The organism is Streptomyces sp. XD-27 (genome assembly GCF_030553055.1).
In the GTDB taxonomy this organism is placed as follows: Bacteria; Actinomycetota; Actinomycetes; order Streptomycetales; family Streptomycetaceae; genus Streptomyces.
On the sequence record NZ_CP130713.1, the window covers coordinates 7,251,696 to 7,274,237 of the forward strand.

A 22,542-nucleotide genomic window follows, 5' to 3' on the forward strand; every position below is an offset into this window, starting at 1 on the left:
CTCCTGCTCCGAGTCGTACAACAACCCGCCGCAGAGCCCCCCGAGAACGAGCCCCAAGGGCTCAATGAACCTCCATCACCCCACGTCACACCACACCCAGCCCACCCCCAGAGAACGGGCCGTCGGGACTGAATGGGGGGACGGCGAGTACGTGGTCACCGCGTGGGCTCCGGCCTGCTCAGCCGCCCGCGGGCCGGGAACCTCGCTGGCCTGGAGGGCAGCGAAGTCGGCGTGTGCCTGCCCGACGGCTTCGGGGTACGCCTCGCGCTTGGCGTGCTCGGCCAGCGCCCGGTAGATGCTCGCGACGGACGGGTTCTGGCCCTTGCGCTTGCCGGTGGGGATGATCAGGTCGGGCTGGATCTGTTCGACGGACTCACCGCCTGCGCGGCGCCGGAGCACGGCGTGCAGCATGTCGTCGGTGATGACCGCGGCCGGCCGCAGGGACCAGCGATGCCGAGGAGGAACATCGCCCTCGGGCCTGCAGATGAAACCGTCTCGCGTGCGGACCAGCGAACTCGGCCGCGCGCTCGGCAAGGAGCGGTTCGACGCCGAGTTCGCCAAGGCGATCAAGGGCACCGGCATCGAGCCGCGCGCGACGGGTGGACACTGCACCGGATCCGCCACAGCTCCCTGACACACGACGCCGAGGGGGGCACCACCACCCCGATGCTGCTGGCCCGCTCCCGCCACGACTCCGTCCGCTCCCTGGAGCGGTACGCACGCCCGAGCGTCGACGCGGTCGCCCGGCACGTCGCCGAACGCGACCCGCCGCCCGACGGATGCGCTGACGCCTCAAGATCAACAACTGGTGGCTTCTGGGCTCACCTCGGCGACACCCCGGAAAGGGAAGGCGTCCCGCCACGGAGCTTGGTACGTCCACGACGCCAGCGTATGGGCGCCTGGCCAACTCCTGTTGCGGGTTGGACGCAAACCGGCGCGCCGGCCAGCTGGGAAACTCAGATCATGCGTCGTAGCAACTCAGATCATGCGTCGTAGCGCGGTCTCAACGGCATCGATCAGCGGATCACCTTCGGATCGTGGGTGCCGTGCGAGGCCGAGTTCGACGTCCGGCAGGGTGGGCAGGGCGTCCGCGTCGTGGCAGGCCATGGCCGGTTCAAGGTTCGTGGGCATGAGCGCCGCGACGCCGAGCCCTGCCCGTACCGCGGCGAGCACACCGACCAGGCTGTTGCTTTCGAAGGCCAACCGCCAGGGCCTATCGGCACGTTCCAGGGTTTCCAGTACCGACGTACGCCAGGAGCACGTGTTCGAGAACAGCACCACCGGCAGCGGATCGGCAGCCACGTCCACACCCTGGCCGATCGCCCAGACCAGCGGGCGGCGTACCGTCCAGCGCGGTGGCCCGGGAACGGCCGGCACCTCGTTGAGCACGAGTTGGACGCGGCCCGTGTCGTATGCCTCGCGCATCGCGGCGTTGGACATGCTGAGCACCTCCAGCGTTGCGCCGGGGTGCAGCCGGGCGAGGTCGGCGAGGGCCTGCGGAAGCTGGGACGCGGCGAGGTCTTCGAGCAACCCGACGCCGCAGCGGCCGGTAAGCGTGCGCCCGGTTTCGGTGAGTGCCTGTGCGGAGAGCGAGAGAATGCGTTCGGCGTACGGCAGGAGCTCCTCGCCCGCCCGGGTCAGCGAGACACCGGACGGTGATCGGTGAAGCAGCGGACGGCCGATGGCCCTCTCGAGCTTGCGCACCTGCTGGCTGAGCGCGGGCTGGGTATGTCCGAGCGTGGTCGCGGCGCGGCTGATGCTGCCCACCTGCACGATGGTGACGAAGGACCGCAGCAATGCGGTTTCAAGATCCCTGGCCATAACGATTCATTATGTCAGCCACAGCAAATGAATCACTACCTATGACCTGGCGGGGGATCTAGCGTCACGTCAGTGACCGGATACCGACAGATACTCGCCGTGCCGGGGATGGCATCGCTGTTGGGCGTTTCCTTTCTCGCCCGTACCGCGATCACGGCTGTCGTGATGGCACTGACGATGTATGTCGTGCTGGGCCTGAATATGAGCTACGTGGCAGCCGGCGGTGTCGCGGCGGCTCTGACCACCGGGCTGGCGCTGGGCGGGCCGCTGCTTGGCCGCATGATCGATCGGCGGGGCCTGCGTACGGTGCTGCTGGTAACTGTCGTAGTGCAGGTCGTCTTCTGGCTGAGCGTGCCGACCCTGCCGTACAGGGCCCTCTTGGGTGCCGCCTTTGCGGCGGGTCTGCTGATGGTGCCGGCCCAGCCGGTGACCAGGCAGGCGATCGCCGCGATGACGACGGCGGAACAGCGCCGGGCCGCGTTCGCGCTGGAGTCGGTGCAGGGCGAGCTGTCGTACATGGTGGGCCCGGCGGTCGTGATCCTGTGCGCCGCGAAGGTGTCCCCCGGTGTGGTGGCGTGGGGGCTCGGCGCCGCGATCGTGGCCGGCGGAACCGGGATCGCCTTGCTCAACCCGCCGCTGCGTGCCGCGGACGAGGCGGATGCCGGCGCGGCCGGACGACCCCCGCGACGGGAGTGGCTGGGCGTCGGCATGATTGCCGTACTGACGATGGCGTTCGGTACGACGACGCTGCTCAGCGGCGTCGACCTCGCCATCGTCGCCACGCTCGAAGAAGCAGGTCAGGTGTCCTGGGCCGCCGTGGTCGTGGCCGTGCTCGGCGTGACCTCTGTCGCCGGCGGGCTGATCTACGGTGCGCTGTCCCGGTCGCTGCCCACGTGGTTGCTGCTCGGCTTGCTCGGGCTCGTGACGATTCCCGCAGGGCTTGCCCACGACTGGCCCTGGTTGTGCGTGGCCGTTGTCGGCACCGGGTTTCTCACCGCGCCGACCCTTTCCGCGGTGGCCGACGCGGTGAGCCGACTGGCGCCGGCCAGCGTGCGGGGTGAGGCGACAGGTCTGCAATCCTCGGCGCAGAGTGCGGGTTTCGCGCTCGGATCCCCGATCGTCGGCGTGGCAATCGACGTCTCCGGTCCAGCGGGCGGCTTCGCGGCGGCAGGGCTGGCCGGCCTCGCGGCCGCGCTGACTGGATGCCTGCTGGCCTTGGTGCCATCGGTACAGCGGTAGTGCCCCTGTCTCTGAACCCTCAGCAGGGTGAGGCGCCTGAGCAAGAGGTGCCAGTTACCGGGGTGCCCTCGGCCGGCGTCTCACGGGGTCTGCTCGTGGCCGGTGAACATGTTGATCAGGCTGTGGGGTGCGCCTGCTCCGTAGAACATCTCGTGGACCTGGGTGCCTTCGGTGGCGGCCGCGGCGCTGCGGGGGAACATGGCTTGCTCGTACTCGGTGAGCGCGGCCTCGACGTCCTCGGGGTGCGCGGCGAGAGCCTTGCCCAGTTCGGCGCCGTCGTACATGGCCAGGTTGGCGCCCTCGCCGTTCGGGAGCGAGAGGTGGGCGGCGTCGCCGAGCAGGGTCACCCCCGGCACCCGCTCCCACCGGTGCTCGATGGGCGGGGCGTGGGACCACGCGCCGTCCGCGCCGACCAGCAGGCCGGTGGTGACGGTGGTGCCGTCGGCGAAGGTCACCTCGTGGCGGCCCTCGCCGAGGGCACGGGTACCGCTGACCTTGTGGCCCCACCGGACGGTGCCGGCCGGGAGGAGTCGAGGAGCATCTGCCGCAGCTCGCCGCGCAGCACCTCGGGGTTGCCACCCGTACCGTCGTCGGCATGATCGAACAGGACGGTCCCGTCCCGGTCGAGAACTCGTATCGCCTGGCGGCCCTCCAGGATGAGGCTACGGAACTCGTTCATCAGGCCGGCCGCCTGCAGAGCAGGCTGTCCGCTGTCCTCGTGGATGTCGAGCAACCCGCCCTGCGCACGCGCCGTCGGAGAGACCTCCGCCTCGTAGACCGTGGCCGGGATGCCGTGGACGTGCAGGACGCGGGCGAGCGTCAGGCCGCCGAGTCCGGCACCGATGATCGTGACGTCAGTGGTCATGGTGGTTCCTTGCTGTCGCACGCTTGCCGGATGGGCACCCGGCAGGATCTCTTGAAAGGTTCCAGACCCCACCGGCACGCCGTCTACAACGGACCGACCGACACCGACATGCGACCGACACCGTCCGCATCGCCGCGACTCTCGCTCGACGACTGGCGGAACGCCTCGAACACTCCGCTTGCCGAGCACCTGGAGCACAACTGTTGTGCGGGGGGGGTGAGCATCGGCATGAAAACCGGTGCTAAGGATCTGTCGGTCCTGGTGGGCGGCTGACGGGGCGTCGGTCGCGCTGGGAACATTCCGGCAGGCCGCCTTGTTGGTCATTACACCGTGGAGCTGCCCGACGTCTCCTTCTCCCTCGTCACCGACCTCGATCGTGGCGACCACATGGCCAACTGGAGTCCGAAGAAGGCGCTGCCTGCCCTCGCTGAGCAGGACCGCACCCCGCTGCTGCTCACCGAGCCCTAGGTGTATTGATCACGAGTGTCAACAACGCTCGTGATCAATACACCTAGCGCGCCACGCGGTAGCGGAGGTAGACGACTCTCGAGCTGAAGGTGCGGGTCTCGACGAGTTCGAGATCCACCCGGCGCTCGCGTTGGGGAAAGAACGGAATGCCACCGCCAACCAGCACCGGGTAGACCATGGCCCGGTACTCGTCGATCAGACCCAACGCGGCCGCCTCGGCGGCGAGAGTCGCGCCGCCGATCGCGATGTCGCCCGCCCCCGGCTCGGCTCGCAACCGCTCGATCTCCTCCGCCAGGCCGCCGGAGGCCAGGCGGGCATTGCCCTCCACCGCCGACATCGTGGTCGAGAACACCACCTTCGGGAGCGGCTTCCAGAGCGCGGCCCACTCAAGCATTGCGTCGTCGAGCGATGGATCCTGGTCGGCGGTCTCCCAGTACAGCATCGTCTCGTACAGCCGTCGCCCCAACAGGTGGACGTCGACCTCTCGAATCTCGTCGATCCAGAAGCGAAAGACCTCCTCGTCGGGCGCCGTCCAGTCGAAGTCGCCGTCCGGCCCGACGATGTAGCCGTCTAAAGCCTGTCTCGTAACTCGCGGTCGGGTGCGGCGTTGAGCTAGTCGTGCAGGTTGTCACGGCTCAACGACGTGAGCTCATAGAGGTGTTCACCGGGCTCCGCCCGCGTCAGTTCCAGCGTCTGGTGCGGGCTGTCCACCGCAACGGTGGCCGGGCTCTGGACCCGGACCGGCCGGGCCGCCCGTGGGCACTGCCCCTGGAGGACCGGGTCCTGCTCGTGGCGATGTACTGCCGTACGAACCTCACCATGCGCCAGCTCGCCCCGCTCTTCGGGATCTCCCCCGCGGCCGTCGGCCGGATGATCGGCCGGCACGGGCCCCTGCTGGCCCTGGCCCCGGGCAAGCACAAGCCCGGACGGCACCACATCCTCATCGTGGACGGCACACTGGTGCCCACGAGAGACCGGACGGTGTCGGCCTCGTCGAAGAACTACCGGTACTCAGCGAACCTCCAGGTCCTGATCAAAGCGGACACCCGGGTGGTGCTGGCCGTCGGCCGCCCGCTGCCCGGCAACCGCAACGACTGCACCGCCTTCGCCGAGTCCGGCATCAAGGGGGCATGCGGCACCGCGACCGTCCTCGCCGACGGCGGCTACCAGGGCACCGGCGTCCTGATGCCCCACCGTCGCCAGGCCGGGCAGGACCGGCTGCCCGACTGGAAGGAACAGCACAACACCTCCCACCGGCGGGTACGCGCCCGCGTCGAGCACGCCTTCGCCCGCATGAAGAACTGGAAGATCCTGCGCGACTGCCGCCTGAAAGGCGACGGCGTCTGGTGGGCCACCAGCGGCGTCGCCCACATGCACAACCTCGCCCTCAGCCACTGATCACAGCGTCACGAGACAAGCTTTAGTGAGACGCTCATCGAATAGGTCACGCTGCGCATCAGAAGTCCTCCTCGGTAACGGGTTCGACCGTCTGCCAGGGCCCATAACGCCTGAACGGCCGACTGAGGCGAACGGCCGGAATGCGCACCGGGAACGGTGGCGATAGGTCGCCGCTGCCGTTGTGGACGTTCACACCTTGCCGCCGAAGAAGACCTGCACCTCCTGGATGAGCCCGTCCCGCACGGTGATCGCCTCGACGTTTCGATGCCGGTCACCTGTCATCAGCTCGTACTCGTAGTACACGAGCACCAGTTCTTCGTCAGCCGGGGTGACGTGCAGCAGCCGCTGCTCCTTGAGTCGGCCGGCTGTGGGGAAGCACCGCTCGAAGAATGTCGCCTTCGGGCTTTCAGTCATGCGATCTCCTACACGCGGGTCCTTCTCGGGAATCGGCTTGACGCTTACCGCATGTCCTCCTCGTGATCCCCCTCCCCGTCCGACAGGCTGTCATGGTCCCCAGAGCTCCGCCGTCCGGCTCAGCCGAACGGATCACGGGCTGCCGCCGTGCCATGGCACGGTGGGGTGGGCGTACGACGTGCAGGGTGAACATGGCCGGGCGCGGCACCGTCGCGGGCCGCCCGCCGCGGGGCCGGCCGTGTTCCCCCGGCCGTCCGCAGGCCGTCCACGGGGAAGTACGCGAGATCCGTCAGCAGGTCGTACTAGGTCCTGTCCGATGGGTCGTGGCCGTCAGCTCCTGAGATAGGCGAGAACGGCCAGCACTCTGCCGTTGTCGTCATCGCCGGCGCGAACCTCCACGAGAGCCGGGCGCTTAGGTCGGAGTTGGCCTCACGGCCCGCACGCCCCTCCGTGCGACCGCTGGGGCGCGCTGGCGCCCCCCATGTGGGGGATGTGCTCCGAGATCGAGCGGCGAGACGCTGCCCACGCGTCCGCGCGGGTGCGGCGGTGCTGGCGGAGGCAGAACGGGCATCGGAGGTCGGCTCGTGCGGGCCCATGCCAAGCGGCCTACGGCAGGTGCGTGCGCTCGGCCGACCCCAGTCGCCGTGTCGGCGACGTGCAGCGGGGTGGACGGGGCCGCCGGTCGCGGTGTGACCGGGTGCCTCCCGGTAAGGAAGGACGGTTCTCTCATGGCAAGAATCGCTCGCCTCGTGCTCTGTGCCGTTGCGTTTTCGCTTGTCCTCGCACCCATCGGCGTGGGGCACGCAGGGCCGGCAACCGACCGTCACATCGGCATTGATACGGCGCCGAACACCACGGAGCAGGACACGCTCACGTTCAATGCGGCGACGTGGGTGGATCTGCAGCGCGTGACGGGAGCGGATCCCGGCGTCGACGTGGACACGCGGGGCAATGGCCGCGTCTTCGTCGACTTCCCCTGGGGCAGGATCCGCCCCCTAACGAGCATCACGCTCCCCAATATCGTGGCACGTTCGCTCGATCGCGGTGACACGTTCCGGACGCTCTTCGATGAGAGCTGCCCGACCAGCAACTCACAGCCGCACTGCGGCGATCCGGGCATGGGCAACAGCACCCTTGCGCTCTCCCCTGACAATGACAACGTCTACCTGTCGGGAATCGTGCCCGGATTCGGCTCCATGTCGGCGTCCGCGTCCTCCAATGCTGGCGACACCTGGCCCGCGTTCAACGCGGTGACCGTGCCGGGGGGCATGGACCGGCCCTGGTTGCTCTCCCCGGGCGGCCAGACGGCGTACCTCGAGTGGGCCAACTTGGCGCTGGCGGCTTCGGCGGGTCCGGACGTGCAGTACGCGACCACACAGGACGGCGGGGCCTCGTGGAACGTTGATCCGATTCCGAAGTACCGCGCGGGCGGTGCGACACGATTGGTGATGGACCGGTCGGCGCAGAGCCCTGCGCGCGGCACCATCTACCAGGTGTTCGAGGAATTTGACCCCCTAGCGAAGGACACTCCGAGGGTCGGCATCGCCGTTTCCACAGACGGCACCAAGACCTTCCAGACCCACCACGTCGGGGACGACCTGGCATGCGGCGGCTGCGGTCCGGGGGTGTCTACCGCGGATTCTCCCTTCCGTGGGCGACCGTCGATACCGCCGGAAATCTCTATGCCGTTTGGGGAACAGAGAGCGGCTCCGACATCGTCATGAGTACGTCGAACATCTCCGACCCGGCCAATGATCCGACGCAAGGCGGCAAGCCCGGCAGCACGTGGAGTACCCCCGTCCGCGTTTCGACGGGGGCCGCGGAAACGGCTGTCGTCAGCAACGTCGTCGCCGGCTCACCGGGCAACGTCGCCATCGTCTATTACGGGACCAACGGCTCCGGGATCCCCGACACTCAGCCGGACAATGCCGAATGGCACCCGTTCGTTGCGCACTCGGCCAACGCCCTCAGCTCGAACCCGGATTTCACGCAATCGGTCATCGACCATCGCGTGGTTCACACGGGCGGATTCTGCACCGACGGAATGGGGACCTGTCCCGCGGGCGGTACCCGAGGTCTGCGCAACTGGATGAGGGTGGGCATGGATCCCGACGGCCGTCTGTACACCACGTGGAGCGATGACAACAACGACGGCAACCGCACCGGCATTCGCTTCGCGAAACAGCTCACCGGTCCGAGCCTCATCGCCGGGAAACCCCCGTTCAACGACCCAGTGCCGTCGAGTCCGATGGCCGATCCCGCCGGCGACGCCACATGGCCCAACCGCATCGGCGGCGGCACCAACCTGCCCGGGGCCGACCTCACTGGCGTCGAATTGGACAGGGCCGGTGCGAACATCCGCTTTAAGCTGTCGGTCGGCGATGCGAAGCGATTCGAGGAGGCGGTCGACGAGGTCCCCTCTGCCGACCGACTGCTCTTCGTCGTGCGGTTCGAAACGGCGGATCAGGAGTACTTCGCGGCGTACGAATACTCGAGGGGCGGAGCGGTCCGCGCCTTTACCGGGCGGATTGACGCCGACGACGGTGTCGAGTCCAACAACTTCCCGAACGCGATTAATTTCGCCGCCGACGATGAGGCAAGGGCGACGGTCACCGGTGACACGATCACGATCAGGCAGAAGCTATCGGCCTTCGGTAGCCCCTCGAGGTTCCTCAGTGTCGTCGGAGCAGCCCTGATCGGCCCATCCGAGAGCAACGAGACCCGGTTCAAATTGCTGAACACCATCGATGCGGCACGCGCCTTCGACCACGGGCTGTGATCCTCACCGAGGACGACGGTTCGGCGCATGGCGGCTCATCCGACCGCACATCCATCCAGAGTCTCGTCACGGGCGTATTTATCGTCGCCGAAGGTGACTAGGGACTGTCCGGCAGGTCCCTACCGGAGCCAGAGCCGGATCGCGGCGAGGGTGACCGTGCCCTGGAAGACGTACGCTCTCTTGTCGTATCTGGTGGCGACGGCCCGGAAGCCCTTGAGGGCGTTGACGGTTCGTTCGACTTCGTTCCTGCGGGCATAGCGGGCCCGGTCGAAGCCGGTGGGCCGACCGCCGCGGCTTCCACGGCGTTGGCGGTTGGCCCGCTGGTCCCGGCGCTCTGGGATTGTGTGCCGGATCTGCCGTCGCCGCAGGTAACGCCGGTTGCGGCGGGAACTGTACGCCTTGTCCCCGCAGACGTGGTCCGGGCGCGTCCTCGGATGCCCTCCGGCCAGGCGCGGGACACGGATACGGTCCAGGACCGGAATCATCTGCGGGGCATCACCCCACTGGCCCGGGGTGACCAGGACGGCCAGCGGACGGCAGCCGCCATCGCTCGCCAGGTGAATCTTGGTGGTGGGCCCACCGCGTGAGCGGCCGATCGCCTCGTCCGTCCGGTGATGGGCAGGCCGCCTTTGTCGGCCGGGTATTCGCGCCGGGCGGTGGTGGGCTCCGGCGGCATGCTGATGGGCGCGGCAGGATGTGGAATCGACGCTGACCATGGACCAGTCGATGCGGCCCTCCGCGTCGGCATCGGCCTGAACCGCCTGCAGGACTCGTTCCCACGTGCCGTCAGCTGACCACCTCCGATGCCGGTCATGGCAGGTCTTCCACTTCCCGAACCGCGTCGGCAGGTCCCGCCACGGGATACCGGTCCGCTGCCGGAACAAGATCCCGTTGATCACCTTGCGGTGGCACGTCCACCGCCCGCCCCGTCCTGTGTTCTTCGGCAAGTACGGCTCAAGCCGGGCCCATTCACGATCCGACAGATCACCTCGCCCCACGCTGGCCGGAACGACACCAGCGCAGTTCGGTCACGCGACCCGTCGGACACGCCCTAGCCGCATTCGTCGTACTTGCCGCACTCCTCGGCGACGGCGACGTCGAATCCCGCGCGCCTTCCCTGCTTCGCCAGCTCGGCGGCGCAGCCGTCGATCCACTTCCCGACGATGCCGGCGAGCCGCTTGCGCTTGGCCGGTGTGGAGATGTCCAGCAGGGCCTCGTCCCAGTCCTGGTCCATCACCAGCGCTCCGGAGTCGTCCCGGAGCAGCAGGTCGGGGTGGTTCTTCTGCTACCAGCCGGTTGCGTCCGGCTGGGCCTGGAAGGCGTTGACGTAGCAGATGTTGTACAGCCCGGTGGAGGCTTGGCCGTGCGGTCGCGGGAGACCGCACGCACCCCCGGCGGCGGGGGATAGGCGCCGCCGATCTGGTAATCGAAGCCGACGTGGGACGCGGGAAGCACCACCTCGCGCTCGGTCGTCCGAGCAGCCGGCGTCGGGTGCGTCCTCCACATCGCGTCGGACGTGGTCCGCTCAGGGGTTGCCGCCGCGGTCGAGCTGCCGGAGGCGGTCTTCCAGGAAGTTCCGTTCGACGGTGTTCTCGGTGAGGAGTAGCGCCTCCTCGTACGCCGCTCGTGCCTGTGCGGTGCGCCCGAGGCGGCGCAGCAAGTCCGCGCGGGCGGCGGCCAGATAGCCGTAGCTCGCCAGTTGCGGCTCGGCGGCCAGCGCGTCGAGTGCGGCGAGCCCTGCGGCAGGGCCGTCGGCGAACCCCACCGCCACGGCCCGGTTCAGGGCCACCACGGGTGACGGCCATATCTGGACGAGTACGTCGTAGAGCGCCACGACCTCCCGCCAGTCGGTGTCCTGCCAGGTCGGAGCCTCGGCGTGGACCGCGGCGATGGCCGCCATCAGTGTGAAGCGGCCCGGTGGCCTGTGGCGCAGGGCCTCGCGCACGAGGGTGATCCCCTCGTCGATCGCGGCGCGGTCCCACCGCGTACGGTCCTGATCGGCGAGGATCAGCAGCCGTCCGTCGTCGGTCGAGCGGGTCTCGCGCCGGGCGTCGGTGAGCAGGATCAGGGCGAGCAGCCCGGCGACGTCGGGGTCCTCGGGCAGCAGTGTGCGGAGCATCCGGGCGAGGTCGAGAGCCCGTTCCACGAGGTCACGCCGGATGAGGGCGTCGCCGGTCGGGGCGGTGTGCCCGGTGGTGAAGAGCAGGTGCACCACGGTCAGGACCGCGTCGATACGGGCGGGCAGCTCGTCTGCCGGTGGCACTCGGTACGGGATGCGCGCGGCGGCGATCTTCTTCTTGGCCCGGGTGATCCGGGCGGCCATGGCCGACTCGCCGACGAGGAAAGCACGTGCCACCTCCGCTGTGGTCAGGCCGCACAGCAGCCGCAGCGTCAGCGCGATCTTCGCCTCCTGGGCGAGGGCGGGGTGGCAGCAGGTGAAGATCAGCCGCAGCCGGTCGTCCGGGAACTCCTCTGCCGCATCCGTGTCCGCCGCGGCCTCCGGCTCCGGCTCCGGGTCGGAGGAGCGGTCGAGGAGCTGGGGCAGCGACCGGCGCAGGGCCGCGTTCCGCCGCAGCTCGTCCAGGGCTCGGTTACGGGCCGTCGTGGTCAGCCATGCTCCGGGGCGGCGGGGGATGCCGCGTTCGCTCCATGCCGTCAGGGCCTTGGCGTACGCGTCCTGCACGCACTCCTCCGCCAGGTCGAGGTCGCGCGTGACGCGCGCCGTCGCGGCGAGCACGAAGGCCCACTCGCGGCGATGCGCGTCCGCGACCGCGGTGGCGACGGCCGGGGCCACGTGGTCTCGGGCCACCGAGGGCCTCCCGTCAGTCCCCGTCAGTCCCTGTTAGTCCCTGTCAGTCCCCGTCAGTCGAACACCATCACCGGGCGGACCTCGACACCGCCGAAGCGGGACGGCACCTGCTTGGCCACGGCGATGGCCTCGTCAAGGTCGGAGGCCTCCACCAGGTAGTAGCCGCCCAGTGCCTCTTTCGTCTCGGCGAACGGCCCGTCCGTGACGGCGAAGCCGCCCGAGTCGTCCCGGCGGATCGAGGTGGCGGTGCTGGTCGGGTGCAGCGCGTTGCTCCCGAGGATGGCGGCCGCGTTGGCCTCGCCGAATGCCTGGTGCGCCCGGTATTCCTCGTCCCACACCTCCTTCGCGGCTTCGTACAAGGACGCCTCGTCCGCGTAGACCAGGATCAGGTACTGCGCCATGGCGCGACCCCTCTCGTCCGGGCCCGCCGATCGAGCCTCTCATCGATGCCGACGTCCGGCGCCCGCCCGTATCGACACCACCCTGTGAACAATTTTCTGGCGCTTCGTGTCGATACGTCGCCTCCTCGCCCGTCGAAGGGGTGAGACGGAATCCGCCACACGACAGCAAGGAGCGGACGCCATGCCGTACCAGAGTCCTCCCCGCGCCCCGGTGTCGGCCCGGCCCCACCAGGGCTGGACCCTGTTCCTGTCCTCACTCGGGCTGTTCATGGTCGCCCTCGACACGCTGGTCGTCGCGACCGCCCTGCCCGTGCTCCGGCTCGACCTGGAGGCGACCCTCACCGACCTCGAATGGACGGTGAACGCCTACAACCTGGCCTTCGCCTGCCTGCTGCTGACCGGGGCCGCGCTCGGCGACCGGTTCGGCAGGCGGCGCATGTACGCCGTCGGCCTGCTCGGATTCGCCGTCGCCTCCGCGGCAGCGGCCCTTTCGACGTCCGTCGGCGCCCTGGTCGCCGCCCGCGCGGTGCAGGGCGCCTTCGCGGCGGTCGTGATGCCCCTGACCCTCACCCTGATCAGCCAGGCGTTCCCGGCCGAGAAGCGCGGGATGGCCATCGGCCTGTGGGGCGGCGTCGCCGGTACGGCGGTCGCCATGGGACCCGTCGTCGGCGGAGCCATCACCGACGGCCTCGACTGGCAGTGGATCTTCTGGCTCAACGTCCCGATCGGGTTGGCCCTGGCCCCGCTCGCCCTCGCCAGGCTCACCGAGAGCTTCGGCCCCCGGCCACGTCTCGACCTCGTCGGACTCGCCCTTGCCGGTGCCGGCTTCCTGGGCCTGACCTGGGGACTCGTACGCGCCAACACGGTCGGCTGGGCCAGTGCAGAGGTGGTCTCGGCGCTCGTGGCCGGGGCCGTCCTGGTCGCCAGCTTCCTGTCCTGGCAGCGCCGGGCCCGCAGCCCGATGGTTCCCCTGAGCCTGTTCCGGCTGCGCGGCTTCACGACAGCGAACGGCGTGAGCTTCTTCATGTACGCCTCGCTCTTCGGCGCGCTGTTCCTGATGGCCCAGTTCCTGCAGACCGGGCTCGGCAATTCGCCCCTCGAAGCGGGCCTGCGCATTCTTCCCTGGACCGCGACGCCGATGGTGATCGCGCCCGTGGCCGGCGCCCTGGCCGACCGCTGGGGCAACCGCCCGTTCATGGCCGCAGGGCTGGCGCTGCAGGCGGTCGGGCTCGGCTGGGTCGCCGCGATCGCCCAGCCCGGCATGGGGTACGCCCAGCTCAGCATCGCCCTCACGGTGGCCGGGATCGGGACGTCGATGTGCTTCCCGACCGTGGCCAACGCGGTCATGGGCGCCGTTCCGCACCAGGAGGCCGGCGTCGCCTCGGGGACCAACAGCGCCATCCGCGAGCTCGGCGGCGTCTTCGGGGTCGCCGTCCTCGCGGCCGTCTTCACGGGCCCGACCGTCTACGGAACGCCGGACGCCTTCGTCGACGCCTTCAAACCCGCCCTGTGGGTCGGCGCGGGCCTGGCGGCGGGCGGCATCGTCTCGGCGCTGCTCGCACCCCCGCGCGAAGTCCAGCCCCCGGAGGCGACGACGCGCCGGACCACACGGCCCGCCGACGTCGGCCTGACGGGCGCGTAGCCGGGACACCGCGCCGATTCGCGCCGCTGGGCTCGCATAGAGCCGCCGCACTGGCGGAGATGGTGAGAGCGGGCCGCCCCGCCGGCCCCGGCCGACTACGGCTTGGGCCCTTCGGGCGCGGCAGTCGTCTGTCGAGGGTGGCGCGCAAGCCGGTTTCGCCTCTGGCGCACGTAGGCTGCCCGCACTGATCATCCGTCAGAAAGGACTGGACGTGGCCTCTCGTCTCAACCCGTACATCAGCTTCTCCGGTGAAGCGAAGCAAGCCATGGAGTTCTACAAGGAGGTCTTCGGCGGCAGCCTGGCCGTCCACACCTATGGCGACTTCGGCTCCGAGACGCCCCCGGATACGGCGACAAGATCATGCACAGCATGCTCGAGACCGCCGGTGGATTCACCCTGATGGGGGCCGACAATCCGCCCGGGACGGAGCACAGACCCGGGAACAACATCGCGGTGAGTCTGAGCGGCGACGATGCGGACGAACTGCGCGGCTACTGGGACAAGCTGTCCGGCGGCGGCACGGTGTCCGTCCCCCTGGAGAAGCAGATGTGGGGCGACGTGTTCGGCATGTGCACGGACACGTTCGGTATCACGTGGATGGTCAACATCAGCGAACAGCAGACCTGATCCGGCGTCGACACGCCGGCGATCGCAGGGGTCGCTGACCTGTGTCCGCATCCAGGTCCCGCCGGGGCGCGTCCGACGGGCCGTCACCTGGCCCATCGGACAGCTCTCAGCGCCTCAGGCGGGCCGCGCGTGCCCGGAGGTAGCGCTGTTCCGGCAGGCTCAGGGTCTGGGCGGCCGCCGATTCGTAGGCGGCTCGGGCCGCCTCGGTCTCGCCGGTGCGTTCCAGGAGGTGGCCGCGGACCGCGTCCAAGCGGTGTCCCTTCAACTCTCCCTCCAACGAGTCAAGTTCGGCCAGTCCGGCGCGCGGGCCGTGGACCATGGCGACGGCGACGGCCCGGTTGAGGCGTTCGACGGGGCCGGGGACCAGGCGTACGAGGACGTCGTACAGGCCCAGGATCTCCCGCCAGTCCGTGGCCTCGGCCGGCGGCGTCTCGTCGTGCACGGCGGCGATCGCGGCGCGCAGCATCAGGGCCAGCAGGCCGGTCATCTCGCGGTCGTCGGGCAGCAGCCGGTGGCCCCTGCGGGTCAGCCGGATGGCCTCGTCCGCCAGGTCGTTGCCGTTGGAGGGCGGCGCCGGAGGTGGCCGTGTAGCCCTCGTTGAAGATCAGGTAGAGGGTGTGCAGCACGGCCGGGAGGCGCTCCTCCCAGTTCTCCGGATGCCCGAAGCGCACGCCCCGCACCTTCTGCTTGGCGCGGCTGATGCTCCCCCAGAGGGGGCACCCCCAGTGCCATCGTCGCCTCCGGGACCAGGTACGCGCGGGCGATCTCCGCCGTCGTCAGACCGCCGACCGCACGCAGGGTGAGCGCGACCTGGGCGGCTACGCAGGGCATCCGTCAGCCGCCGCGAGGCGACCTTGATCAGCCAGCCGCGTGGGTTGTCCGGAAGCCGGTCCGCGGCCACTGCCCGGCGGCCGCGAGCAGCGCCTCCTGTACGGCGTCCTCGGCAGCGTCGAAGTGCCCGTACCGCCTGACCACCGAAACCGAGGACCTGCGGTGCGTGCCCGCGCAGCAGGTCCTCGGTTTCGGTGGTCGCTCTCACAGGCACCTCAGCAGATGTCCCCGGCGCCGCCTTCCATGATGGGGCGGATCACCACCGGGTACTCGGGTGCCCCGGCGGGCTGAGGGCACCGGGCGACACGCTCGGCGATCGCCGTGACCCGCTCCAGGCTCGCGCAGTCCAGCACCCAGTAGCCGGCCGGCAACTCCTTGGTCTCGGCGTACGGCCCGTCGGTGATGACGGGATTGCCGTCCGCGTCCAGGGAGACCAGCCGGGTCCGGTCCGGTTCGGCCAGTCCCTGGCCGTCGACGAACTCGCCGCTCTCGGAGAGGTCGTCGTTGATCGCGTTCATGTAGGCGTACATGGCCTGCATCTCCTCCTCGCTCCAGGCAGGGGAGTGCTCGGACGCCTTGCCTCGCATGGCGTCGTAGTCCGTCTGCGTGCCCTGCACCATGACCAGGTACTTCATCAGTCAGCTCCTTCGGTGTGCGTCGGCTCCGCCGCCCCTCGGTGGGCGGCTCTCACAGGGGACGTCGGAGCCGGGCAGGGATTCTCGACATGGCTTCGGGGCTCGGGGTCATGATTCTTCCGTGGCGGACAGGCCGGGCTACCCCTCGTGCTCGGCGCCCTCCTCGATGTACGTCTCGCACTCGACGGGCTGTCCGCAGGCGGGACAGACCTGCTCTTCGCCGCCCATGTCCTCGCGACGCAGTCGCTCGACCGCCTGGCGGCGCTTCTCGGGGGCCCGTCCCGTGACGATCACGTGCCCGCCCGCCCCGAGCGGCCAGCCCTCTGCGCGACATGAAAGCCGATGTCGGACGTGGTCACGGTGACGAAAAGACACGTCGGCGTCGGCGTAGAAGCCGCACTGGTCTGTGGGCTCGGGGCCTGAGCCGTATCGGTGACCGGCACGACGACCACCTCAAGAGGCCATTCCGTAGGCGTACCGCTCTCAGTGAGTGAAGCGCCAGCGGGTCTGGCTGAAGCCCTCGCCCCTGCCGAATCCGAAGGCGGTCCGCGGCGCCACCTCGAAGACCACGGCACGGCCCGCGTCCCTGGTCTCCTCGGTCGGTGGCGGGGCTGCCGTCGTCGTAGCGAGGCTGAAGGCGCCGTCCCGCACCTCGAAGTGCCAGCCCGGGCCGTACTTCGCCTCCCAGGCGGCCGCCAGCTCGGCCAGCCGCTTCTCGTCGGTGACCCGGACCGCCTCGCCCTCGACCACCAGGTCGCAGCCCTCGCCATAGGCGTTGGTGCCGGTGGTAAGGACGACGTGCGGGTTGGCGGCGAGGTTGAGCCCTTTGCGCTCCCGCTCACCGGTGGTGAAGTGGAGCGCCCCGTCCATCCACACCGTCATCACCGGCGTGACGTGGGGGCGGCCGTCCGGACGGACCGTCGACAGCCAGAAGATCTCGGCCTTCTCGAGACGGGAGACGGCCTCGGCCCAGGGCGTGGCGGTGGCGCCGGGGGAGCTGTAGCGCGCGTCCAGATCGGTCTGCGGTTCCTGCCTCTGAGCCTGTGCCGGCATGGCGGACTCCTCTCGGCCCTCGGTCGTTCACATGGTCCCCCTCACGTACTGACTCCGCCCGCCGACCGGACTCATCGCAAACCGGTGCCTGGGGCTGATCCCGGACCCGGACCCGGACCCGGATCTTGATCGAGATGGGGATCGGCTGCAGGCGGGCCCGTACGCCTGGTGGCTCACGCTGTGCGACGCCCCTGGATTTCACCCGATCGGTGAGACCGCCGTGGCACGCACCTGCTGCCTGCGCCTCTTTGGCCGCTGTTCACGGCACAGTGGGGCCATGAACGCAGGCGGCGGCAACGTTCTGGCCCGGGCACGCGTGGCGACCAGGCTTCCAGCCCAGGACCTGGACCGGGCCCGGCGCTTCTACTCCGAGCAGCTCGGTCTGGAGCCCGTCGATGAACGGCCCGGTGGGCTGCTGTACCGGTGCGGAGGCGTGGACTTCGCGCTGTTCCAATCGACGGGGGCTTCGCCCGGCACCTTCACTCAGATGGGGTGGGAGGTCGACGACATCGAGACAGTCGTGTCGGAGCTCAAACAGCGCGGTGTGGTGTTCGAAGACGTCGACGTACCCGGGCTTCGAACGAGGGACGGGATCGCCGACATCGACGGGAACTACCCGAGCAAGGGGGCACGAGGCGAACGCGGCGCCTGGTTCCGTGACAGCGAGGGGAACCTGCTGGGCATCGGCGAACCGGTCGTCTGAGGAGAACCCCCGGGTGTCAATCTGTCCAGCTCCACCCTTCGCCGCGGGCTCGCAGACCGGTGACGACGGCGTCAATGTCCTCGACGGCGAACGCGACATGGCGAATGCCCAGTGTGTTCGCCGGGGCGTTCCGGTTGCCGCTCGCCCTGTCGACGACGGCGCGTAGGCGCCGGTCGTCGGCGTGACGGTTTCGCCAGATGATGTAGCGGCGGATCATGCTGCCCTGCTCCTTGTGGTCGGCGTGGTCGGTACCGTCGAGGGTGAAGTAGCGCAGGGCGGTGAACTGGGCCTCGATGCGGTTGAGCCGTCGGGGTCCTGTACTTGCCACCCCGCTCGGCCCACTGCTTTCCGGGGTGGGGCATCAGGTTGAGCGGCCCGAACTTGGACTTGGCGATCTTCTTGATCTCGCGGCGCTCGGGCAGCGTGAACCGGTCGACGCCGGCCTCCAGGCCGAAGCGGTCGGAGGAGATGCGCAGGTAGCCGCCGGGGCGCCGAGGGAGGTAGGCCGAGAGCTGGTCGCCACAGGTTGAGGGTGATCCGACCGCGTCGGGCCTGCGGGGGCGAGGGGGGGGAAGTCGTCGCAGGTGGGGGTGTCGACAGAGGGATGCTGCTCCGGTAGTCGATGTCTACCGAACATGCGGGCACCTTCCGCCGAAACGCCAGGGGTGGGCCAGGCCGTCGGTCCGCCGTCAGGGTGCGCCGCTTCGGTGTGGATACTGGCTGCCATGCGCATCGACTTCGACCCCGAGCAGTGCGACCGGCACGCGTTCTACCGGCTGCTGACCGCCACCGTCGTGCCCCGCCCCATCGCGTGGGTCTCCACCGTCTCGGCGGACGGCACCGACAACCTCGCCCCGCACTCCTTCTTCACCATCTCCTCCGTGGCGCCGCCGGTCGTCCAGTTCACCTCCGTGGGACGCAAGGACTCGCTGCGGAACGTCGAGGACACCGGCGAGTTCGTGGTCAACCTCGCCCCCGAGCACCTCTTCGAGCAGATCAACGAGACCGCGGTGGACTTCCCGCGCGGTGTCAGCGAGTTCGATGCCGTGGGGATCGGCCGCGAGCCGAGCCTGCGGGTCAAGGCGCCGCGTGTGGCGGACTCGCCGGTGGCTCTGGAGTGCGTGCTGCACAGCACGCTGCGGCTGGGCGACTCCACCGTGGTGTTCGGCCGGGTCGTGCACGCTGCCGTGGCCGAGCAGGTCGTCGACGACGGGCACCCGGAGGTGACGCGGCTGCGTCCGCTCAGCCGCCTGGGCCGGGACGAGTGGGCGACGCTGGGGGAGGTCTCGGACCTGGGCCGTATCCGGTACGCGGACTGGCCCGGCCACCGCACGGGCGGTCCCACCGCATAGTCCTCCGGTCACGGTGCGGCGCGCCCTTGCTCCGCCGCCGGAACGGTACGCGCGAGGCCCCGCCCGGAAGATCCGGGCGGGGCCTCGCGACAGCCGTATCGTGCGTTCGGTCCGTCAGTCGCCCGACTCGCCCGCGTGCGGGCTCAGCGCGTCCATACCGACCAGCGCGAAGATGACCACGCCGAGCAGGATCCGGTAGACCACGAACGGCATGAAGCTCTTCGTCGAGATGAACTTCATGAACCACGCGATCACGGCGTAGCCGACGAAGAACGCGATGATCGTCGCGAATATCGTGGGGCCCCAGGAGACGTGCCCGCCCTCCGCCGCGTCCTTGAGTTCGAACGTTCCCGAGGCCAGCACCGCGGGGATCGCGAGCAGGAACGAGTAGCGGGCCGCCGCCTCGCGCGTGTAGCCCATCAGCAGACCGCCGCTGATCGTCGCTCCCGACCGGGAGACGCCGGGCACCAGCGCCATCGCCTGGCACACGCCGTAGATCAGACCGTCCTTGACGCTCAGTTCCTTGAGCGTCTTGCGCTGCTTGACCGCGCGGTGCCGACCGCCGTTCTCGTCACGCGCCGCCAGCCGGTCCGCCGCACCCAGCACGATGCCCATGACGATCAACATGGTGGCGGTCAGCCGCAGATCGCGGAACGGTCCCTCGATCTGGTCCTTGAGGGTCAGGCCCAGCACACCGATCGGGATCGATCCGACGATCACCAGCCAGCCCATCTGGGCGTCGTGGTCGGACCGCATGCGCTTGTCCACCAGAGACCGGAACCACGCCGAGATGATCCGCCCGATGTCCTTGCGGAAGTAGATGATCACCGCGGCCTCGGTGCCGATCTGCGTGATGGCGGTGAACGCCGCGCCGGGATCGTCCCAGCCCGCGAAGGCCGCGGTCAGCCGCAGATGCGCGCTGGAGGAGATCGGCAGGAACTCGGTCAACCCCTGGACGAGTCCGAGGATGAGTGATTCGAACCATGACATTGCGTCTACGCTATCCAAGGTTGATCATGCGCTGGTCCACGAACGTGCAGGCCAGGCGGGGTTCCGGGTGGGAGGCCAGGGCGACTTGAGATCACCGGGCGGCCGGGGCAGCGTAGCGTCCCCGGGCCCGGCGCTCCGCACAAGGTCCCCGTTCACCGCCGCCTCCGCGGCCGGGCGCAGCCGCCCCCGTCTGCGCCAGGCGACGACCAGCGCGCCCAGCCCGGTCAGCGCGATGAAGGCCATGGCCGCCATGAAGACCGGTGAGGTGGGCGTCGCCGCCCGGCTGCCCGCCACCACGTACGCGGCGGTGTTCGGCACGCTGCCCAGACCCGTCGCCAGCAGGAACGGCAGCCAGCCCATCCGCGACACCGCGGCACAGTAGTTCGCGGCCGCGAACGGCACGCCGGGGAAGAGGCGCAGCGCGAGCATCGAGCGGAAGCCGTGCCGCGACAGCTGGCGGTCGGCCGCCGTCAGCCAGCGGCCGCGCAGCAGCGGCCGCAACGCGTCCTGCCCCAGCAGCCTGCCCAACCCGAAGGCGATTCCTGCGCCGAGTACGGTCCCCACCACGGCGCCGGGCAGTCCTGCCAGGGTGCCGAACAGTGCCCCTGCCGCCAGGTTCAGCAGCGGCCTCGGCACCAGCGCCGCCGTACACACCCCGTACGCGAGTGCGAACACCACGATGGCGCCCGAGCCGGACAGCCGATCCGGCCAGCCGTCGGCGATCAGCCGCTGCGGCTCCCAGACCAGCACCGCCGTCGCCGCACCGGCCAGCAGGACCAACAGCAGCCCCAGCCGCGACCACGGGGACAGCAGCACGCGGGCGCGGCGCGGGGCCGGGCGCGGGGGCGGAGCGGCGGCATGGGGCATCGAAGGAGCGTATCGGAAAACCAGTCGACGCCCCCCAGCCCGTGGGGCCATGATCAGCGACATGCCCCGGTACGCCTTCCCGAAGCCGACGTCCGCCCTCGCGGACGCGCCGAAGGCTGCCGTCCGCCACCCTCTCGCCTCGGTGGCCGCCTGTTTCGACGGCGCCCGAAGCTGACCCTCCTCGGATCTTCCGACGGACCCCGCCAGGGGAGGGTCGGTCCGGCCCTCGGGGTCCGCGACGTTCACCCCTGTTCCGAGGAAGGAACGGAAAAGCCCATGTCGAAGCAGCCTTACGTCCGCACCAAGCCGCACCTCAACATCGGCACCATGGGCCATGTCGACCACGGCAAGACCACCCTGACCGCCGCCATCACCAAGGTCCTCAGCGACCGCGGCAGCGGCGGCGCCTACGTCCCGTTCGACCGGATCGACCGGGCGCCGGAGGAGGCCGCGCGCGGCATCACCATCAACCTCGCGCACGTCGAGTACGAGACGGACACCCGGCACTACGCCCACGTCGACATGCCCGGCCACGCCGACTACGTCAAGAACATGGTCACCGGCGCCGCCCAGTTGGACGGGGCGATCCTGGTGGTCTCCGCGCTCGACGGCGTCATGCCGCAGACCGCCGAACACGTGCTGCTCGCCCGCCAGGTCGGGGTCGACCACATCGTCGTGGCGCTCAACAAGGCGGACGCGGGCGACCCCGACCTCACCGACCTCGTCGAACTGGAGGTCCGCGACCTGCTGACCGCGCACGGCTACCCCGGCGACACCACTCCCGTGGTGCGGGTCTCCGGGCTGCGCGCGCTGGACGGCGACCCGCGCTGGACCGGCGCGGTGGAGGCGCTGCTCGACGCCGTCGACACCTTCGTGCCGATGCCCGTGCGCTACACCGACGCGCCGTTCCTGCTGGCGGTGGAGAACGCCCTCACCATCACCGGCCGCGGGACCGTGGTCACCGGAGCCGTCGAGCGCGGCACGGTCCGCGTCGGCGACCGCGTCGAACTCCTCGGCGGGACGGACGCGATGGGCGCCACCACCGTCGTCACCGGCGTGGAGACGTTCGGCAGGCCGATGGAGTACGCCCAGGCCGGGGACAACGTCGCGCTGCTGCTGCGTGGTGTCGCCCGCGACGCGGTGCGCCGCGGGCAGGTCGTCGCGGCGCCGGGCAGTGTCACCCCCCGGCGGCGCTTCACCGCCCGGGTCTACGTCCTGTCCACCGTGGAAGGCGGCCGCCGTACCCCGCTCACCACCGGTTACCGGCCGCAGTTCTATCTGCGGACGGCCGACGTGGTGGGGGACGTGGACCTGGGCGCCACCGGCGTGGCGCGCCCCGGCGAGACGGTGGAGATGCGCGTCGAGCTGGGCCGCGACGTGCCGCTCGAGGCGGGGCTCGGGTTCGCGATCCGCGAGGGTGGGCGCACGGTCGGCGCCGGCACGGTGACCGCGGTCGCGGACTGACCGGAGCCCGCGTAGGGCGCTGACCAGGGGCCGGGTGCGGCGCCTCCAGCGGGGACGCCGAGGGCCGCCTACGGGGCCGCCTTCACCGGCGACACCGGGGGGCGCCGTACGCCGAACTTCCACCGGCGGCGCCGGGGACCGCGTGCGGCAGCTCCCCGCGGCGGCGCCGGAGGCCGCGCAGGCG

Annotated in this window: 21 protein-coding genes and 7 pseudogenes; 12 read left to right on the top strand and 16 right to left on the bottom strand. The window is 70.0% G+C overall.

The features are described 5' to 3' along the window. Nucleotides 1-75: 75 nt before the first annotated feature. On the bottom strand, nucleotides 76-411 hold the full coding sequence (locus tag Q3Y56_RS31800) for a hypothetical protein (protein ID WP_304465186.1): 336 nt from the start codon (nucleotides 409-411) through the stop codon (nucleotides 76-78). Between the two features lie 88 nt (nucleotides 412-499). On the opposite strand from Q3Y56_RS31800, the gene Q3Y56_RS31805 reads away from it, so the two are divergent. Then, nucleotides 500-634, top strand: coding sequence for a hypothetical protein (locus Q3Y56_RS31805; RefSeq protein WP_304465187.1), 135 nt, complete (start codon nucleotides 500-502; stop codon nucleotides 632-634). A gap of 344 nt (nucleotides 635-978) precedes the next feature. Here Q3Y56_RS31805 and Q3Y56_RS31810 read toward each other — a convergent pair whose 3' ends face one another. Beyond that, complete coding sequence (locus Q3Y56_RS31810; protein WP_304465188.1) at nucleotides 979-1,821, bottom strand: LysR family transcriptional regulator; 843 nt, start codon at nucleotides 1,819-1,821, stop codon at nucleotides 979-981. A gap of 72 nt (nucleotides 1,822-1,893) precedes the next feature. Here Q3Y56_RS31810 and Q3Y56_RS31815 point away from each other — a divergent pair, with 72 nt between their 5' ends. Continuing rightward, entirely contained in the window at nucleotides 1,894-3,060 is a 1,167-nt protein-coding gene (locus Q3Y56_RS31815; protein WP_304465189.1) for an MFS transporter, read from the top strand. Nucleotides 3,061-3,140: 80 nt separating this feature from the next. On the opposite strand, the pseudogene Q3Y56_RS31820 reads toward Q3Y56_RS31815, so the two are convergent. Next, nucleotides 3,141-3,925, bottom strand: a pseudogene (locus Q3Y56_RS31820) (FAD-dependent oxidoreductase). A gap of 30 nt (nucleotides 3,926-3,955) precedes the next feature. Between Q3Y56_RS31820 and Q3Y56_RS31825 the strand changes: the two are divergent. Both Q3Y56_RS31825 and Q3Y56_RS31830 read left to right on the top strand, forming a co-directional pair. After that, entirely contained in the window at nucleotides 3,956-4,198 is a 243-nt protein-coding gene (locus tag Q3Y56_RS31825; protein ID WP_304465190.1) for a hypothetical protein, read from the top strand. 57 nt (nucleotides 4,199-4,255) lie between these two features. Next, nucleotides 4,256-4,387, top strand: a pseudogene (locus Q3Y56_RS31830) (DUF5701 family protein); the annotation flags it as partial. A 49-nt stretch (nucleotides 4,388-4,436) separates the two neighbouring features. Here the strand turns inward: Q3Y56_RS31830 and Q3Y56_RS31835 are convergent. Continuing rightward, a pseudogene (locus Q3Y56_RS31835) lies at nucleotides 4,437-4,970 on the bottom strand (dihydrofolate reductase family protein); the annotation flags it as partial. Between the two features lie 41 nt (nucleotides 4,971-5,011). On the opposite strand from Q3Y56_RS31835, the gene Q3Y56_RS31840 reads away from it, so the two are divergent. Continuing rightward, a complete protein-coding gene (locus Q3Y56_RS31840; RefSeq protein WP_304461596.1) occupies nucleotides 5,012-5,791 on the top strand; it encodes a transposase in 780 nt (259 codons plus the stop codon). Nucleotides 5,792-5,980: 189 nt separating this feature from the next. Here the strand turns inward: Q3Y56_RS31840 and Q3Y56_RS31845 are convergent, their stop codons facing one another. Next, nucleotides 5,981-6,205: a hypothetical protein gene (locus tag Q3Y56_RS31845; RefSeq protein ID WP_304465191.1), complete on the bottom strand. Its 225-nt coding sequence runs from the start codon at nucleotides 6,203-6,205 to the stop codon at nucleotides 5,981-5,983. 728 nt (nucleotides 6,206-6,933) lie between these two features. Here Q3Y56_RS31845 and Q3Y56_RS31850 point away from each other — a divergent pair. Then, nucleotides 6,934-7,929 (top strand): hypothetical protein, encoded by a 996-nt coding sequence (locus tag Q3Y56_RS31850; RefSeq protein WP_304465192.1) that lies wholly within the window; start codon nucleotides 6,934-6,936, stop codon nucleotides 7,927-7,929. Beyond that, nucleotides 7,926-8,984, top strand: a complete 1,059-nt coding sequence (locus Q3Y56_RS31855; RefSeq protein ID WP_304465193.1) for a hypothetical protein — start codon at nucleotides 7,926-7,928, stop codon at nucleotides 8,982-8,984. Before Q3Y56_RS31850 ends, Q3Y56_RS31855 begins: the two co-directional genes overlap by 4 nt. Before the next feature lie 119 nt (nucleotides 8,985-9,103). Here Q3Y56_RS31855 and Q3Y56_RS31860 read toward each other — a convergent pair whose 3' ends face one another. The 4 genes and pseudogenes from Q3Y56_RS31860 to Q3Y56_RS31875 form a co-directional block, all read right to left on the bottom strand. Continuing rightward, entirely contained in the window at nucleotides 9,104-9,982 is an 879-nt protein-coding gene (locus Q3Y56_RS31860) for an IS5 family transposase (RefSeq protein WP_304465194.1), read from the bottom strand. Nucleotides 9,983-10,038: 56 nt separating this feature from the next. Beyond that, nucleotides 10,039-10,490: pseudogene (locus Q3Y56_RS31865) on the bottom strand (endo alpha-1,4 polygalactosaminidase); the annotation flags it as partial. A gap of 19 nt (nucleotides 10,491-10,509) precedes the next feature. After that, nucleotides 10,510-11,793, bottom strand: a complete 1,284-nt coding sequence (locus Q3Y56_RS31870; protein WP_304465195.1) for an RNA polymerase sigma factor — start codon at nucleotides 11,791-11,793, stop codon at nucleotides 10,510-10,512. A gap of 53 nt (nucleotides 11,794-11,846) precedes the next feature. Next, complete coding sequence (locus tag Q3Y56_RS31875) at nucleotides 11,847-12,194, bottom strand: YciI family protein (protein ID WP_304465196.1); 348 nt, start codon at nucleotides 12,192-12,194, stop codon at nucleotides 11,847-11,849. A 181-nt stretch (nucleotides 12,195-12,375) separates the two neighbouring features. Here Q3Y56_RS31875 and Q3Y56_RS31880 point away from each other — a divergent pair, with 181 nt between their 5' ends. Beyond that, nucleotides 12,376-13,836, top strand: coding sequence for an MFS transporter (locus Q3Y56_RS31880; protein ID WP_304465197.1), 1,461 nt, complete (start codon nucleotides 12,376-12,378; stop codon nucleotides 13,834-13,836). A gap of 211 nt (nucleotides 13,837-14,047) precedes the next feature. Beyond that, a pseudogene (locus Q3Y56_RS31885) lies at nucleotides 14,048-14,463 on the top strand (VOC family protein). 106 nt (nucleotides 14,464-14,569) lie between these two features. Here the strand turns inward: Q3Y56_RS31885 and Q3Y56_RS31890 are convergent. The 4 genes and pseudogenes from Q3Y56_RS31890 to Q3Y56_RS31905 form a co-directional block, all read right to left on the bottom strand. Continuing rightward, a pseudogene (locus Q3Y56_RS31890) lies at nucleotides 14,570-15,502 on the bottom strand (RNA polymerase sigma factor). A gap of 7 nt (nucleotides 15,503-15,509) precedes the next feature. Beyond that, nucleotides 15,510-15,929: a YciI family protein gene (locus Q3Y56_RS31895; RefSeq protein ID WP_304465198.1), complete on the bottom strand. Its 420-nt coding sequence runs from the start codon at nucleotides 15,927-15,929 to the stop codon at nucleotides 15,510-15,512. A gap of 138 nt (nucleotides 15,930-16,067) precedes the next feature. Further along, nucleotides 16,068-16,223: a hypothetical protein gene (locus Q3Y56_RS31900; RefSeq protein WP_304465199.1), complete on the bottom strand. Its 156-nt coding sequence runs from the start codon at nucleotides 16,221-16,223 to the stop codon at nucleotides 16,068-16,070. A 189-nt stretch (nucleotides 16,224-16,412) separates the two neighbouring features. Continuing rightward, the gene (locus Q3Y56_RS31905; RefSeq protein ID WP_304465200.1) at nucleotides 16,413-16,982 is read right to left on the bottom strand and encodes a pyridoxamine 5'-phosphate oxidase family protein; all 570 of its coding nucleotides are present in this window, start codon (nucleotides 16,980-16,982) and stop codon (nucleotides 16,413-16,415) included. Nucleotides 16,983-17,259: 277 nt separating this feature from the next. Between Q3Y56_RS31905 and Q3Y56_RS31910 the strand changes: the two genes are divergently transcribed. Beyond that, nucleotides 17,260-17,685 carry a VOC family protein gene (locus tag Q3Y56_RS31910; protein ID WP_304465201.1) on the top strand — a complete coding sequence of 142 codons (426 nt, stop codon included), beginning with the start codon at nucleotides 17,260-17,262 and terminating at the stop codon, nucleotides 17,683-17,685. A gap of 139 nt (nucleotides 17,686-17,824) precedes the next feature. On the opposite strand, the pseudogene Q3Y56_RS33655 reads toward Q3Y56_RS31910, so the two are convergent. Then, a pseudogene (locus tag Q3Y56_RS33655) lies at nucleotides 17,825-18,068 on the bottom strand (hypothetical protein); the annotation flags it as partial. 342 nt (nucleotides 18,069-18,410) lie between these two features. On the opposite strand from Q3Y56_RS33655, the gene Q3Y56_RS31920 reads away from it, so the two are divergent. Next, nucleotides 18,411-19,037 (top strand): flavin reductase family protein, encoded by a 627-nt coding sequence (locus Q3Y56_RS31920; protein ID WP_304465203.1) that lies wholly within the window; start codon nucleotides 18,411-18,413, stop codon nucleotides 19,035-19,037. Between the two features lie 114 nt (nucleotides 19,038-19,151). Here Q3Y56_RS31920 and Q3Y56_RS31925 read toward each other — a convergent pair whose 3' ends face one another. Both Q3Y56_RS31925 and Q3Y56_RS31930 read right to left on the bottom strand, forming a co-directional pair. Then, nucleotides 19,152-20,027 carry an undecaprenyl-diphosphate phosphatase gene (locus tag Q3Y56_RS31925; RefSeq protein WP_304465204.1) on the bottom strand — a complete coding sequence of 292 codons (876 nt, stop codon included), beginning with the start codon at nucleotides 20,025-20,027 and terminating at the stop codon, nucleotides 19,152-19,154. Between the two features lie 24 nt (nucleotides 20,028-20,051). Beyond that, nucleotides 20,052-20,894 (bottom strand): TVP38/TMEM64 family protein, encoded by an 843-nt coding sequence (locus tag Q3Y56_RS31930; RefSeq protein ID WP_304465205.1) that lies wholly within the window; start codon nucleotides 20,892-20,894, stop codon nucleotides 20,052-20,054. A 276-nt stretch (nucleotides 20,895-21,170) separates the two neighbouring features. Here Q3Y56_RS31930 and tuf point away from each other — a divergent pair, with 276 nt between their 5' ends. Next, nucleotides 21,171-22,358: an elongation factor Tu gene (tuf, locus tag Q3Y56_RS31935; protein ID WP_304465206.1), complete on the top strand. Its 1,188-nt coding sequence runs from the start codon at nucleotides 21,171-21,173 to the stop codon at nucleotides 22,356-22,358. The last annotated feature ends 184 nt before the right edge of the window (nucleotides 22,359-22,542 follow it).